15 protein-coding genes are annotated in these 14418 nt (G+C 55.2%); 14 read left to right on the forward strand and 1 reads right to left on the reverse strand.

What is annotated here, in order from left to right; genetic code table 11:
* The 8 genes from IFU29_RS08290 to IFU29_RS08325 all read left to right on the forward strand — a co-directional run bounded on the left by IFU29_RS08290 (position 1) and on the right by IFU29_RS08325 (position 7773).
* Entirely contained in the window at positions 1-1062 is a 1062-nt protein-coding gene (locus IFU29_RS08290; protein ID WP_191933491.1) for a PhoH family protein, read from the forward strand.
* Positions 1059-1526: an rRNA maturation RNase YbeY gene (gene ybeY / locus IFU29_RS08295; protein ID WP_191933492.1), complete on the forward strand. Its 468-nt coding sequence runs from the start codon at positions 1059-1061 to the stop codon at positions 1524-1526. Before IFU29_RS08290 ends, ybeY begins: the two co-directional genes overlap by 4 nt.
* Positions 1527-1616: 90 nt before the next feature.
* Entirely contained in the window at positions 1617-2495 is an 879-nt protein-coding gene (gene corC, locus IFU29_RS08300) for a CNNM family magnesium/cobalt transport protein CorC (protein WP_191933493.1), read from the forward strand.
* Between the two features lie 7 nt (positions 2496-2502).
* Positions 2503-4038, forward strand: a complete 1536-nt coding sequence (gene lnt, locus IFU29_RS08305; protein WP_191933494.1) for an apolipoprotein N-acyltransferase — start codon at positions 2503-2505, stop codon at positions 4036-4038.
* A 494-nt stretch (positions 4039-4532) separates the two neighbouring features.
* Positions 4533-5444 (forward strand): amino acid ABC transporter substrate-binding protein, encoded by a 912-nt coding sequence (locus tag IFU29_RS08310; protein WP_191933495.1) that lies wholly within the window; start codon positions 4533-4535, stop codon positions 5442-5444.
* A gap of 194 nt (positions 5445-5638) precedes the next feature.
* Positions 5639-6370: an amino acid ABC transporter permease gene (locus tag IFU29_RS08315; RefSeq protein WP_191933496.1), complete on the forward strand. Its 732-nt coding sequence runs from the start codon at positions 5639-5641 to the stop codon at positions 6368-6370.
* Positions 6370-7047 (forward strand): glutamate/aspartate ABC transporter permease GltK, encoded by a 678-nt coding sequence (gene gltK, locus IFU29_RS08320; RefSeq protein ID WP_191933497.1) that lies wholly within the window; start codon positions 6370-6372, stop codon positions 7045-7047. The genes IFU29_RS08315 and gltK overlap by 1 nt, the downstream gene beginning before the upstream one ends.
* Positions 7048-7773: an amino acid ABC transporter ATP-binding protein gene (locus tag IFU29_RS08325; protein WP_191933498.1), complete on the forward strand. Its 726-nt coding sequence runs from the start codon at positions 7048-7050 to the stop codon at positions 7771-7773.
* A 128-nt stretch (positions 7774-7901) separates the two neighbouring features.
* Here IFU29_RS08325 and IFU29_RS08330 read toward each other — a convergent pair whose 3' ends face one another.
* The gene (locus IFU29_RS08330) at positions 7902-8384 is read right to left on the reverse strand and encodes a zinc ribbon-containing protein (RefSeq protein WP_191933499.1); all 483 of its coding nucleotides are present in this window, start codon (positions 8382-8384) and stop codon (positions 7902-7904) included.
* Positions 8385-8602: 218 nt separating this feature from the next.
* On the opposite strand from IFU29_RS08330, the gene leuS reads away from it, so the two are divergent.
* The 6 genes from leuS (at position 8603) to rlmH (ending at position 14397) form a co-directional block, all read left to right on the forward strand.
* Positions 8603-11185, forward strand: coding sequence for a leucine--tRNA ligase (gene leuS, locus IFU29_RS08335; RefSeq protein WP_191933500.1), 2583 nt, complete (start codon positions 8603-8605; stop codon positions 11183-11185).
* A gap of 14 nt (positions 11186-11199) precedes the next feature.
* Positions 11200-11799: an LPS assembly lipoprotein LptE gene (gene lptE / locus IFU29_RS08340; protein WP_191933501.1), complete on the forward strand. Its 600-nt coding sequence runs from the start codon at positions 11200-11202 to the stop codon at positions 11797-11799.
* On the forward strand, positions 11796-12827 hold the full coding sequence (holA, locus tag IFU29_RS08345) for a DNA polymerase III subunit delta (RefSeq protein WP_191933502.1): 1032 nt from the start codon (positions 11796-11798) through the stop codon (positions 12825-12827). The genes lptE and holA overlap by 4 nt, the downstream gene beginning before the upstream one ends.
* Positions 12820-13476 (forward strand): nicotinate-nucleotide adenylyltransferase, encoded by a 657-nt coding sequence (gene nadD, locus IFU29_RS08350; RefSeq protein ID WP_191933503.1) that lies wholly within the window; start codon positions 12820-12822, stop codon positions 13474-13476. Before holA ends, nadD begins: the two co-directional genes overlap by 8 nt.
* Before the next feature lie 129 nt (positions 13477-13605).
* Positions 13606-13923 carry a ribosome silencing factor gene (gene rsfS, locus IFU29_RS08355; protein WP_191933504.1) on the forward strand — a complete coding sequence of 106 codons (318 nt, stop codon included), beginning with the start codon at positions 13606-13608 and terminating at the stop codon, positions 13921-13923.
* 3 nt (positions 13924-13926) lie between these two features.
* On the forward strand, positions 13927-14397 hold the full coding sequence (gene rlmH / locus IFU29_RS08360; RefSeq protein ID WP_062745326.1) for a 23S rRNA (pseudouridine(1915)-N(3))-methyltransferase RlmH: 471 nt from the start codon (positions 13927-13929) through the stop codon (positions 14395-14397).
* The last annotated feature ends 21 nt before the right edge of the window (positions 14398-14418 follow it).

Below are 14418 nucleotides of genomic sequence, written 5' to 3' on the forward strand. Positions count from 1 at the left end.
TTGAACATTGAAACACGTGAAGTAACCCTGGAACCGATTGATAACGCCCGCCTGCTGAGCCTGTGTGGCCCGTTTGATGACAATATCAAACAGTTAGAGCGCCGACTGGGTATTGAAATTAACCGCCGCGAAAACGCCTTTAAACTGGTGGGCCGCGCATTAAGCGTTCATGCCGCTGTCGATATACTGCGTCATCTTTATGTTGATACCGCCCCGGTGCGTGGGCACATTCCGGATATTGACCCGGAGCAGATACATCTGGCGATTAAAGAGAGCGGCGTACTGGAACAGACAGCCGACAGCGTGCCCGAGTTTGGCAAAGCGATTCACATCAAAACCAAACGTGGGGTAATCAAACCGCGTACGCCGAACCAGGCGCAGTATGTGGCTAACATTCTTGACCACGACGTGACCTTTGGTATTGGCCCGGCGGGTACGGGTAAAACTTATCTCGCCGTGGCGGCAGCGGTCGATGCCCTGGAACGCCAGGAGATCCGTCGTATCATGCTGACCCGTCCGGCAGTGGAAGCGGGTGAAAAACTGGGCTTCCTGCCGGGCGATCTCAGCCAGAAAGTCGACCCGTACCTGCGTCCTCTGTATGATGCGCTGTTCGAAATGCTGGGCTTTGAACGCGTCGAGAAGCTGATCGAACGTAATGTTATTGAAGTGGCCCCGCTGGCCTATATGCGCGGCCGCACGCTGAACGACGCGTTTATCATTCTTGATGAAAGCCAGAACACAACCATCGAGCAGATGAAAATGTTCCTGACGCGCATTGGCTTTAACTCGAAAGCGGTGATCACCGGTGACGTGACGCAGATTGACCTGCCGCGTAACCTGAAATCCGGCCTGCGCCATGCGATTGAAGTGCTTTCCGACGTGGACGAACTGAGTTTCAATTTCTTCCACAGTGAAGACGTGGTGCGCCACCCTGTCGTGGCGCGCATCGTTGTGGCCTATGAAGCCTGGGAAGCCGCCGATCAAAAGCGGCGCGATACCCAGACCGAAGAACGTAAACGTGAAGCCCTGGCTGCACAGCAGGCTTCACAGGAGAACCAATGAGTAATGTGATTCTGGACCTGCAACTCGCCTGTGAAAGCGAACAGGGCCTGCCCGCCGAAGCAGACTTCCAGCGCTGGCTGGATGCCGTCCTGCCGCAGTTCCAGCCCGAAAGTGAAGTCACTGTTCGCGTCGTCGATGAGGCAGAAAGCCATGAGCTGAATCATACCTATCGCGGTAAAGACAAACCGACCAATGTGCTGTCGTTTCCCTTTGAGGCCCCCCCGGGCATCGAACTGCCGCTGCTCGGGGATTTAATTATCTGCCGCCAGGTGGTTGAGCAGGAAGCCAGGGAACAGGATAAGGCGCTGGAGGCGCACTGGGCGCACATGGTGATCCACGGTAGCCTGCACCTGTTAGGGTATGATCACATTGAAGATGACGAAGCCGAAGAGATGGAATCGCTGGAGACCGAGATAATGCTTGCTCTTGGCTACCCCGATCCGTACATTTCGGAGAAAGAATAACGACCCGGCTGGTTCGCCAGCCACTCCGCCTGCCCTTGACCCTTCCGGGGCAGCCGATTCTGTTAATAGAGAGACAAACTCAAAAACGCCATGAGCGATGACCATTCACAAAACAATGACAGTCCCAGTAGCAAAAAGGGATTTTTCACGCTGATGCTCAACCAGTTGTTCCACGGTGAGCCGAAGAACCGCGATGACCTGCTGGAGTTGATCCGGGATTCAGAACAGAATGATCTGATCGACCCGGACACCCGGGACATGCTGGAGGGGGTGATGGATATCGCCGAGCAGCGTGTCAGGGACATTATGATCCCCCGCTCCCAGATGGTCACGCTGAAGCGTAACCAGACGCTGGAAGAGTGCCTGGCGGTCATTATTGAGTCCGCACACTCACGCTTCCCGGTTATCAGCGAAGACAAGGACCATGTTGAAGGCATCCTGATGGCCAAAGATCTGCTGCCGTTTATGAGCAGTGGATCTGAGCCATTCAGCATGGACAAGGTGCTGCGCACTGCGGTGGTGGTGCCGGAAAGCAAGCGCGTGGACCGGATGCTGAAGGAGTTTCGCTCACAGCGCTATCATATGGCGATTGTGATTGACGAATTCGGCGGTGTCTCTGGCCTGGTGACGATTGAAGATATCCTTGAGCTGATTGTCGGAGAAATTGAAGACGAATACGACGATGAAGAAGATCGCGATATCCGTCAGCTGAGTCGCCATACCTACACAATCCGTGCCCTGACGCCGATCGAAGACTTTAACGAGGTCTTCAATACCCACTTCAGCGATGAAGAGGTGGATACCATCGGCGGCCTGGTAATGCAGGGCTTCGGCCACCTGCCCGCGCGTGGTGAAAGTATTGAGATCGATGGTTACCAGTTTAAAGTAGCGATGGCAGACAGCCGTCGTATTATTCAGGTCCACGTCAAAATCCCGGAAAATTCGCCGCAACCGACTCTGGAAGAGTAATTCATTTATGGCAATTGCGTCATTGTGCCAGCGCCAGCGGGTTCGCCTGCTATTAGCGCTAATAACGGGTGCCATTGGCACCCTTTCTTTCTCCCCTTACGATGTCTGGCCCGCGGCCCTGGTGTCCCTGTTTGGTTTACAGGCGCTAACCCTGAACCGTACCACCCGCCAGGCCAGCGCCATCGGCTTTGCCTGGGGCTTTGGCCTGTTTGCCAGCGGCGTCAACTGGGTGTATGTCAGCATCGCCACCTTTGGCGGCATGCCAGGCCCGATCAACGTGTTCCTGGTGATACTGCTGGCGGCCTACCTGTCGCTGTACACACTGCTGTTTGCCACACTGCTGAACCGCCTGACGCCAAAAACCTCGCTGCTACGTCTGGCGCTGGCGGCTCCGGTGCTGTGGCAAATCACCGAGTTCCTGCGCGGCTGGGTACTGACCGGCTTCCCGTGGTTGCAGTTTGGCTACAGTCAGATCAACGGTCCGCTAAAAGGCCTGGGCCCGATAGTGGGAGTGGAAGGCATCACCTTCCTGCTGATGATCATTGCCGGACTGGCCGTTTATGCCGTACTGCAGCGCCGCCTGGTCACCGGCGTAGCGGCGCTCATGCTGCTGTTACTGCCCTGGCCCCTGCGTTATATCAGCTGGTTCCAGCCCTTACCCGACAGGACCGTTGAGGTGGCGCTGGTACAGGGTAATATTGAGCAGTCGATGAAGTGGGATCCGAATCAGCTGATCAATACCCTGAAAACCTATACGGCCCTCAGCCGCCCGTTTGTCGGCAAAGCCCCGATTATCATCTGGCCAGAGTCTGCCATTCCTGACCTTGAAACCCGCCAGCAACCGTTTCTTAAGGCGGTGGATGAGCAACTGCGTGCGGCGGGCAGCAGCCTGGTGACCGGCATCGTTGACTCCCGTCTGGAAGACAATCGCTACCACGATTACAACTCGATTATTGTGCTCGGCGGTCCGCAGCCCTACAGCTACTTAGGCAACAATCGTTACCAAAAGAATCATCTGGTACCGTTTGGTGAATTCGTTCCGCTGGAAACGCTACTGCGTCCACTGGCCCCGTTGTTTGACCTGCCGATGTCCTCTTTCAGCCGGGGCGGCTATGTGCAGCCGCAGCTTCAGGTAGCAGGCTATAACCTGACTGCCGCCATCTGTTACGAGATTATCCTCGGGCAACAGGTGCGGGATAACTTCAGACCGGACACCAACTTCCTGCTGACGATCTCGAACGATGCGTGGTTTGGTCACTCTATCGGTCCGTGGCAGCACCTGCAGATGGCGCAGATGCGAGCGCTGGAACTGGGCCGTCCCCTGCTGCGCAGCACCAACAATGGCGTGACGGCGGTGGTAGATGCCCGAGGGAATATCGCTCGCATCATTCCGCAGTTCAAAGCGGAGGTGCTGTCAGCCAAAGTGACCCCAACCAGCGGGCTGACTCCTTATGCCCGCGCAGGCAACTGGGGGATCTGGGGCATTTCCTTCGTGTTCGCCATTGCCGGCGTGTTCTGCACCTGGCGTTCACGCCGCAGGTAGCCTGAAGAGGTCGGCCTGTTCTCTGGCCGACCTCTGCTGCCCCGCTGCGCACTGACCGGAAACGTTCAGCCTCTGGTGCGAAAAAGACCTTCCCATGCGCCAGTATCGGCAATAATTCTCCCCGATCCCGTTCTCTTTCCGCCACAGCTTATGCTGCACTTCTTCTTAAAGACCGCCGTTGGCACGATGATTGCAAAATATTTCCGTGTAAGCGTGTGGCACTCCCGTATCAAGTCGTTACGAAAAGATTCATGCCCCGTCATGGCGCATTTATTGCCCCTTAGCGGAGCATTGCTAAAAAACCGCACCTGATTGGTGCGGGGTACATCGCAAAAAAGAAACTTTTTCGTTTCATGCCATTAACATTCAGCTATGTTATTGGGGAATGGCACCCGCTTTAATTTTGAATAAAACAGAAAAATAGCAGGATATACACACATCACATCACGTCGGCGTTGCTTTATTTCACGCCACTACTGCAAAGGAGTTGGAACATGAAATTACGGAAACTGGGGCTTTGCCTTGCACTGGCAGGATTCGCCTCTGGTATCGCTCAGGCTGAGGATGCTGCACCGCAGCAGCAGGCATCTACCCTGGAAAAAATTGCCAAAAACGGCGTGATCGTCGTTGGCCACCGTGAATCCTCCGTCCCGTTCTCCTATTACGACAATCAGCAGAAAGTTGTGGGCTACTCCCAGGATTACTCCAACGCGATTGTTGACGCGATCAAGAAAAAACTGAATAAACCCGATCTGCAGGTAAAAATGCTGCCGATTACCTCTCAGAACCGTATCCCGCTGTTACAGAACGGCACCTACGATTTTGAGTGTGGCTCCACCACCAACAATCTGGAACGCCAGAAACAGGCCAGCTTCTCTGACAGCATCTTTGTGGTCGGTACGCGTCTGCTGGTGAAGAAAGGCGGTGCGATCAAAGACTTCGGCGACCTTAAAGGCAAAAGTGTCGTGGTAACCTCAGGGACAACGTCTGAAATTCTGCTGAACAAGCTGAACGATGAGAAAAAAATGGGCATGCGCATCATCAGCGCTAAAGATCACGGGGATTCCTTCCGTACGCTGGAAAGCGGCCGTGCCGTGGCCTTTATGATGGATGATGCTCTGCTGGCCGGTGAACGAGCTAAAGCCAAGAAACCCGCGAACTGGGAAATTCTCGGCACACCACAGTCTCATGAAGCCTATGGCTGTATGCTGCGCAAAGGCGACGGCGACTTTAAAAAGTTGATGGACGACACCATTGCGCAGGCGCAAACCTCCGGCGAAGCAGCTAAATGGTTCGACAAATGGTTCAAGCAGCCCATCCCTCCTAAAAATATGACCATGGATTTCGATCTTTCTGACGATATGAAAGCCCTGTTCAAATCGCCGAACGACAAGGCAATGAATTAATAACGAGAAACAGGGGCAGCCTTCGCTGCCCCATGATTGCTGAACACAGGCTCGGACAGACACAGTCAGGCGGACAGCGCTTAAGCTCTGGTGCCTGACGAAGGTGTAAACCGGTCGTTCCCCGGGGAGCACAGCAGAGCCTTTCATCAATCTTCAGGGTAGCGGTCGCTACCCTTTTTTTACCGGAGTGTTTTATGTCTATTGATTGGAACTGGGGAATATTCCTGCAAGAGGCCCCGTTCGGTAATACAACCTATCTCGGTTGGCTGTGGTCCGGCTTTCAGGTCACCATTGCCGTCTCCGTTTGTGCCTGGATTATCGCCCTGTTAGTCGGTTCCCTGTTCGGTATTTTACGTACCGTTCCCAACCGTCTGCTTGCCGGTCTGGGAACCTGTTATGTTGAGCTGTTCCGTAACGTACCGCTGATCGTGCAATTCTTTATCTGGTATCTGGTGGTGCCGGAACTGTTGCCAGAAGGTCTTGGCATGTGGTTCAAATCGGAAATCGATCCCAATATCCAGTTCTTCACCTGCTCTGTTCTGTGCCTTGGCCTGTTTACCGCTGCCCGCGTATGTGAACAGGTTCGTGCCGCCATTCAGTCACTGCCAAGTGGTCAGAAAAATGCGGGTCTGGCGATGGGGCTGACGTTGCCACAAACCTATCGTTATGTGTTACTGCCCAATGCCTACCGGGTGATTGTGCCGCCGATGACCTCGGAAATGCTTAACCTGGTGAAAAACTCAGCCATCGCGTCCACCATAGGCTTGGTGGATATGGCCGCTCAGGCGAGCAAGCTGCTCGACTATTCTGCGCATGCTTATGAATCGTTCACGGCCATTACCCTCGCCTATATCGCCATCAATGCGGTGATTATGGTGCTGATGGGGCTGGTAGAACGTAAAGTCCGACTGCCGGGGGGCAAATAATGTACGAATTTGACTGGAGTACTATCGTCCCCAACCTCCCCTACCTGTGGGCGGGTATGGTCGTTACGCTAAAGATTACCGTTACCGCGGTAATCTTCGGCATCATCTGGGGCACGCTGCTGGCGGTCATGCGCCTCTCCACCTTCAAGCCCATCAGCTGGTTTGCCAAGATTTATGTCAACCTCTTCCGTTCGGTGCCTTTAGTGATGGTGCTGCTGTGGTTCTATCTGGTGGTGCCGAGTTTCCTGCAGCAGGTGTTGGGGTTATCGCCAAAAACGGATATTCGCCTGATTTCTGCGATGGTCGCCTTCTCGCTGTTTGAGGCCGCCTATTATTCGGAAATTATCCGCGCAGGGATCTTAAGTATTGCCCGTGGCCAGGGCAGCGCCGCGCTGGCGCTGGGAATGACCCAATGGCAGTCCATGCGCCTGATCATTCTACCGCAGGCGTTTCGTGCCATGGTCCCGCTGCTGCTGACCCAGGGCATCGTCCTGTTCCAGGACACCTCTCTGGTGTATGTCCTGAGCCTGGCGGACTTTTTCCGTACTGCCGATACCATTGGCGTCAATAACGGTACTGAGATTGAAATGGTGCTGTTCGCCGGTGCAATTTACTTCGTTATCAGCCTTAGCGCTTCGCTGTTGGTCAGCTATTTAAAGAAAAAAAGGACTGCTTAAATGATTACCCTGAAAAATGTTTCTAAGTGGTATGGTCACTTTCAGGTGCTGACCGACTGCTCAACCGAAGTTAAAAAAGGTGAAGTGGTGGTGGTATGCGGTCCTTCAGGTTCCGGAAAGTCGACACTGATAAAAACGGTAAATGGTCTTGAGCCCATCCAGAAAGGGCAGATTGAAGTGAACGGCACACCGGTCAACGACAAGAAGACCAACCTCGCCCAACTCCGCTCTAAAGTCGGCATGGTGTTCCAGCATTTCGAGCTGTTTCCGCATCTGTCCATTGTTGAAAACCTGACGCTGGCACAGGTGAAAGTGCTAAAGCGTGACAAAGAGGAAGCGCGGCAGAAAGGCCTCAAGCTGCTGGAGCGCGTGGGCCTGAGCGCCCATGCCAATAAGTTCCCGGGCCAGCTATCCGGCGGTCAGCAGCAGCGAGTGGCCATTGCCCGCGCGCTGTGCATGGATCCTATCGCCATGCTGTTCGACGAACCGACCTCCGCTCTTGACCCGGAGATGATCAACGAGGTCCTTGACGTGATGGTTGAACTGGCGAATGAAGGGATGACCATGATGGTGGTGACACACGAAATGGGCTTTGCGCGTAAAGTTGCTAACCGGGTGATCTTTATGGATGAAGGGAAGATTGTGGAGGACTCACCGAAAGACGATTTCTTTAACAATCCTCAGTCTGAACGTGCCAAAGACTTCCTCGCCAAAATCCTGCATTAATTCCTCTCTGGCGCATGAGCGGGCGGACCGAAACAGAGGGTCCGCCGCTGCACCGCCATCAAACGGAACCGTCCCTGTCGCCATAACAGGGACGGCAACAAAAATCTGCTCCTGTATCAGAAGATATATCAAGGCTCAAACGGCTGCCGGACAAACTGATCGTGGTTGCATTCCGGACAGCGTGTCAGGACTTCTGGCGTGTAGATCGCCCGGGTAAACTGACAATGCTCACACACCAGATTCCCCAGCCCCACCACTTCCCCGCTTTGATAGACACCGTGATGATTCAGATCCTGGAAAACCTCACGCCACTCCAGCTGACTTTTATCCGTAATATCAGCCAGTTCTTTCCAGATGCTCTGGCGGATCACCCGCATAAACACGCTATCGCTGAGTTCTTCCTGATTTTCCGCATAGCTGCGCGCAAACTCTTCAAGGTCACGGCGTACGGCACGGCTGACATCATCAATTTCGTTTTTTGTTAACTCACCCCGGTTATTCATTCTCTGGCGGGCACTCTCCACCAGGGCATCAATATCCCGCTCCCCGCGTTCAATGCGTTGGGTCAGGGAAGACACCAGCTCACGATAATACTGAGCAACCTTGTTCATAGACTCTCCTTATTGATAACGAACGCGTTTCTTCTCATTCTAGTTGTAACTGAAAAACTTCCGTGTTTTCGCGCTAAAAATTGCCGCCCCGATTACAGCTTACAGAGAAATGCCCTCCGGCAGGACGCTTACTGTTGTTGCGCCGGGTGCGGATCAGCTATGCTATGCGGATCTGATCGAACACGAAAAAAAATTTATACAAAGGACCACTGGCTACTATGCAAGAGCAATATCGCCCGGAAGAGATAGAATCCCATGTCCAGCAGCAATGGGATGATAAGCAAACGTTCAAAGTGACCGAAGACGAAGGTAAAGAGAAGTATTACTGCCTCTCCATGCTGCCCTATCCTTCTGGCCGCCTGCACATGGGCCACGTGCGCAACTATACTATTGGCGATGTCATCTCACGCTACCAGCGCATGCTGGGTAAAAACGTCTTACAGCCAATCGGCTGGGATGCCTTCGGCCTGCCGGCTGAAGGGGCGGCGGTGAAAAACAACACAGCCCCGGCACCCTGGACCTATTCCAATATCGACTACATGAAGAACCAGCTTAAGCTGCTGGGCTTCGGGTATGACTGGAACCGTGAACTGGCCACCTGCCAACCAGAATACTATCGCTGGGAGCAGTGGTTCTTCACCCGGCTGTATGAAAAAGGCCTGGTCTACAAAAAGACCTCTGCGGTGAACTGGTGTCCGCACGATTTGACCGTACTGGCGAACGAGCAGGTGATCGATGGCTGCTGCTGGCGCTGTGACACCAAAGTTGAACGCAAAGAGATCCCCCAGTGGTTCGTCAAAATTACTGATTACGCCGACGAACTGCTGAATGACCTCGACACGCTGGAAAGCTGGCCTGAGCAGGTTAAAACCATGCAGCGCAACTGGATTGGCCGCTCTGAAGGGGTGGAAATCGAGTTTAACGTCAACAACAGCCAGGAAAAACTGCGTGTTTATACCACACGCCCTGACACCTTTATGGGTGTGACCTACCTCGCGGTAGCCGCAGGACACCCGCTGGCAGCCCAGGCCGCAGCGACCCATCCGGCCCTGGCCGACTTTATCGCCGAATGCCGTAATACCAAAGTGGCCGAAGCCGAAATGGCCACGATGGAGAAAAAAGGCATGGCCACCGGCCTGTTTGCAAAACACCCGCTGACCGGCGAAGACGTACCGGTCTGGGTCGCCAACTTCGTGCTGATGGAATACGGCACCGGTGCCGTTATGGCCGTTCCAGGTCATGACCAGCGCGACTGGGAGTTCGCCACCAAATACGATTTGCAGATCAAACCGGTGATCCTGACCGCCGATGGCAGCGCACCGGATCTGAGCGAAGCCGCAATGACGGAAAAAGGCACGCTGTTTAACTCCGGCGAGTTTGACGGTCTGTCCTATGAAGAGGGCTTCAATGCCATTGCCACTAAGCTGGCCGATATTGGCGTGGGCGAACGCAAAGTTAACTATCGTCTGCGCGACTGGGGTGTTTCACGCCAGCGTTACTGGGGCGCACCTATTCCCATGGTCACGCTGGAAGATGGTACCGTCATGCCTACCCCGGAAGATCAGCTGCCGGTGATCCTGCCGGAAGATGTGGTCATGGATGGCATCACCAGCCCGATTAAAGCCGACCCTGAGTGGGCTAAAACGACCGTTAACGGTCAGCCAGCACTGCGTGAGACGGATACCTTTGATACCTTTATGGAATCCTCATGGTATTACGCACGTTATACCTGCCCGGACTATGATAAAGGGATGCTTGACCCGGCAGCGGCTAACTACTGGCTGCCCGTGGATCAGTATGTTGGCGGCATCGAGCACGCCATCATGCACCTGCTCTACTTCCGCTTCTTCCACAAGCTGCTGCGCGACGCAGGCCTGGTGAACTCGGACGAGCCGGCAAAACGCCTGCTTTGTCAGGGAATGGTGCTGGCAGATGCCTTCTACTATCTGGGTGCCAGCGGTGAGCGCAACTGGGTATCGCCAGTTGATGTGACCGTAGAGCGGGATGAAAAAGGCCGTATCGTTAAAGCCAGCGACGCTGCCGGACACGAGCTGGTGTACGCGGGTATGAGCAAAATGTCGAAGTCGAAAAACAACGGCATCGACCCGCAGATTATGGTTGAACGCTACGGTGCCGATACCGTACGTCTGTTTATGATGTTTGCTTCGCCAGCAGAAATGACGCTGGAATGGCAGGAGTCCGGTGTCGAAGGGGCAAACCGCTTCCTGAAGCGCGTCTGGAAACTGGCCTTTGAACACACGCAGAAAGGCGCAACTGTCGCCCTCGACGTCGATGCACTGACTGACGATCAGAAAAATCTGCGTCGCGATCTGCATAAAACCATTAGCAAGGTGTCCGATGATATCGGCCGCCGTCAGACCTTTAACACCGCCATTGCGGCGATTATGGAGCTGATGAACAAACTGGCTCGCGCTCCGCAGGAGAGCGAGCAGGATCGTGCGCTGATGCAGGAAGCCTTGCTGGCCGTGGTACGCATGCTGAACCCGTTCACTCCGCATGCCTGCTTCGTCCTGTGGCAGTCGCTGGGTGGAGCAGGTGATATCGATAATGCCCCATGGCCTCAGGCGGATGACGCCGCAATGGTAGAAGATTCATTGCTGGTCGTGGTACAGGTTAACGGTAAAGTGCGCGGTAAAATCACCGTCGCGGCTGACGCTAATCAGGAACAGGTGCAGGCTCGCGCTGCGCAGGAGCATCTGGTGGCCAAATATCTCGACGGCGTCACCATTCGTAAAGTGATTTACGTACCGGGCAAGCTGCTTAACCTGGTCGTCGGTTGATGTCAGGAGGAATTGTGCGACATCCGATAGTCTCTGTGTTACTTACCCTGGCGGTGTTGTTCACCGCCGGTTGTGGTTATCATCTGCGCGGCACCACCTCGGTGCCGCCGGAAATGAAAACGCTGATCCTCGACACGTCTGATCCGTATGGACCGCTCACACGTGCCGTACGCGAACAGCTGCGCCTGAATAACGTCACTATTGTCGATAACCCGGGTGACCGCAAGGATATTCCTTCCCTGCGTCTGATGGGGGCAACGCAGGGACGCGATACGGCATCGATATTCCAGGACGGTAAAACGGCGGAGTACTCCATGATGATGACCGTGAACGCGCAGGTGCTGGTGCCGAATAAAGGTATCTATCCGATCAGCGCCACGGTATACCGTTCATTCTTTGATAACCCGCTGGCCGCCCTGGCGAAAGACTCCGAGCAGCAGATCATCATTAATGAGATGCGCACCCAGGCCGTGCAACAGCTGGTGCGTAAACTGCTCACCGTCCATGCCGCTGAGGACGATCCGTCGATCAATACGCTCGACAGCACGCCATCCGCGGTTGACCGTATGCCCGCTGACGCGGGCAGCATGTCGGACAGCTCTTACACACGATGATCAGGATCTACCCTGAGCAACTCGGCGCGCAACTCCGTGAGGGGCTGCGCGCCTGCTATTTATTGAGTGGTAATGAACCACTGCTGCTGCAGGAAGCGCAGGATGCCATCCGTGCTGCCGCCCAGCAGCAGGGCTTTACCGAACACTTCAGCGTCACGCTGGAAACCGGCACCGACTGGCAGGATATCTTTGCCACCTGCCAGGCCCTGAGCCTGTTCGCCAGCCGGCAGACGCTACAGCTGACCTTGCCGGACAGCGGCCCCAGTGCAGCCATGAGCGAACAGCTCCTGACGCTCTCAACGCTGCTGCACAGCGATATTTTACTGATCCTGCGCGTGGTGAAACTGACCAAAGCGCAGGAAAACAGCGCCTGGTATAAAGCCCTCAGCGCCCAGGGTGCGGTGGTTCCATGCCAGACGCCGGAGCAGGCCCAGCTGCCCCGCTGGGTATCTGCACGTGCCAAAAAGAATCAGTTAACGCTGGATGATGCAGCGAACCAGCTGCTCTGCTACTGCTATGAAGGTAATCTGCTTGCCCTGTCTCAGGCGCTGGAGCGGCTGTCGCTGCTGTGGCCTGATGGCAAGCTGACGCTGCCGCGCGTGGAGCAGGCGGTGAACGATGCGGCTCACTTCACGCCCTATCACTGGGTCGATGCCCTGCTGGCCGGGAAGAGTAAACGTGCGCTGCATATTCTGCGCCAGATGCACTCGGAAGATAGCGAACCGGTGATCCTGATGCGTACGCTACAGCGCGATCTGCTGCTGCTGGTGACGCTGCAGCGGCAGATGGCGCAAACGCCCCTGCGCGCACTGTTTGATCAGCATCGCGTGTGGCAAAACCGCCGTACGCTGTTCAGCGATGCGTTACAGCGCCTGAGCGCGGCACAGCTCAGCCAGGCCGTGCGGCTACTGATGCAGATTGAACTGACGCTGAAGCAGGATTACGGTCAGTCCGTCTGGTCTGAACTGGAAACGCTGGCGCTGGTATTATGCCATCCGTCCTTCCCGGCGAGCTTCTGTGATGTCTGACCGTCCCGCGCTGCACGCGCTGTTTGGCGGCACTTTTGATCCGATTCATTACGGTCATCTGCGGCCGGTGGAAGCGCTTGCGCAGGCCACCGGGCTGGCAAAGGTTACGCTGCTGCCTAATAACGTGCCCCCCCATCGTCCCCAGCCCGAAGCAACCCCGGCACAGCGGGTGGCCATGGTGAAACTGGCTATCGCCGGGCGTCCGCTGTTTGACCTGGATCTGAGGGAAATGCAGCGCAAGACCCCGTCATACACTATTGAGACACTGGCTGCCGTACGCGCAGAACGCGGAGCCGCCCAGCCGCTGGCGTTTATCATCGGCCAGGACTCCCTGCTAACCTTACATAAGTGGCACCGCTGGCAGGATTTGCTGTCGCTGTGTCACCTGCTGGTCTGCCAGCGCCCCGGTTACCCCAGTCAGATGGAAACGCCCGCGCTGCAGAACTGGCTGGACCGTCATCTTGCGCAGCACCCGCAGGCGTTGCAGCACGCCCCGGCCGGTAAAATATTCCTGGCGCAGACACCGCTGCTCAATATCTCTGCGACCGAGATCCGCGCCCGCCGCCATCAGGGTCTCTCTGACGCTGATTTATTGCCTGAGGCCGTTAGCGATTATATCGATCGCGAGGGTTTATATCGGAAGTGTTAACAGCGTGATATACTGCGCCGCTAATTTTTCCGGGTTTCAGGCCCGCAAACACACACTGTTACGGTTGTCGACACCGCTTTACTGGTGGATATGCGATAACTTCAGACTTAAATCCCAAGGGGGAACCTTTTGCAAGGTCAAGCACTCCAAGACTTCGTCATTGATAAATGTGACGATTTAAAAGCGCAGGATATCGTCGCTATCGACGTCCAGGGCAAATCCAGCATCACCAGCTGCATGATTATCTGCACCGGTACCTCAACGCGTCATCTGGTTTCCATTGCAGAACACGTGGTCCAGGAAGCCAAGCTGATCGGTCTGGACGCATTCCGTGTTAACAGCCGTGCCCCAAGTGACTGGGTGGTCGTTGACCTCGGTGAAGTAATCGTTCACGTCATGGAAGCAGAGAGCCGTAAGCTCTACGAACTGGAAAAGCTCTGGAGTTAAGCCGTGAAGCTGCAACTGGTCGCCGTCGGCACGAAAATGCCTGACTGGGTACAAACAGGATTTATGGAATATCTGCGTCGTTTTCCAAAAGATATGCCATTTGAACTGGTTGAAGTCCCCGCCGGAAAACGCGGTAAGAATGCGGATATCAAACGCATTCTGGAAAAAGAAGGCGAAATGATGCTGGCAGCCGCAGGTAAAGGCAATCGCATCGTGACGCTGGATATACCGGGCCAGCCGTGGGAAACCCCGCAGCTTGCCAGCCAGTTGGAGCGCTGGAAGCAGGATGGCCGGGATGTCAGCCTGTTTATTGGCGGTCCGGAAGGCCTGTCACCCGCCTGCAAGGCCGCGGCGGAACAAAGCTGGTCACTCTCAGCGCTGACCCTGCCCCATCCGCTGGTACGCGTATTGGTTGCAGAGAGTTTGTATCGTGCATGGAGCATTACTGCGAATCATCCTTATCATCGCGAATAGCAGATAAGGTTAACCGGACAG

It is taken from the genome of Erwinia persicina, assembly GCF_014838825.1.
Taxonomy (GTDB): Bacteria; Pseudomonadota; Gammaproteobacteria; order Enterobacterales; family Enterobacteriaceae; genus Erwinia; species Erwinia persicina_A.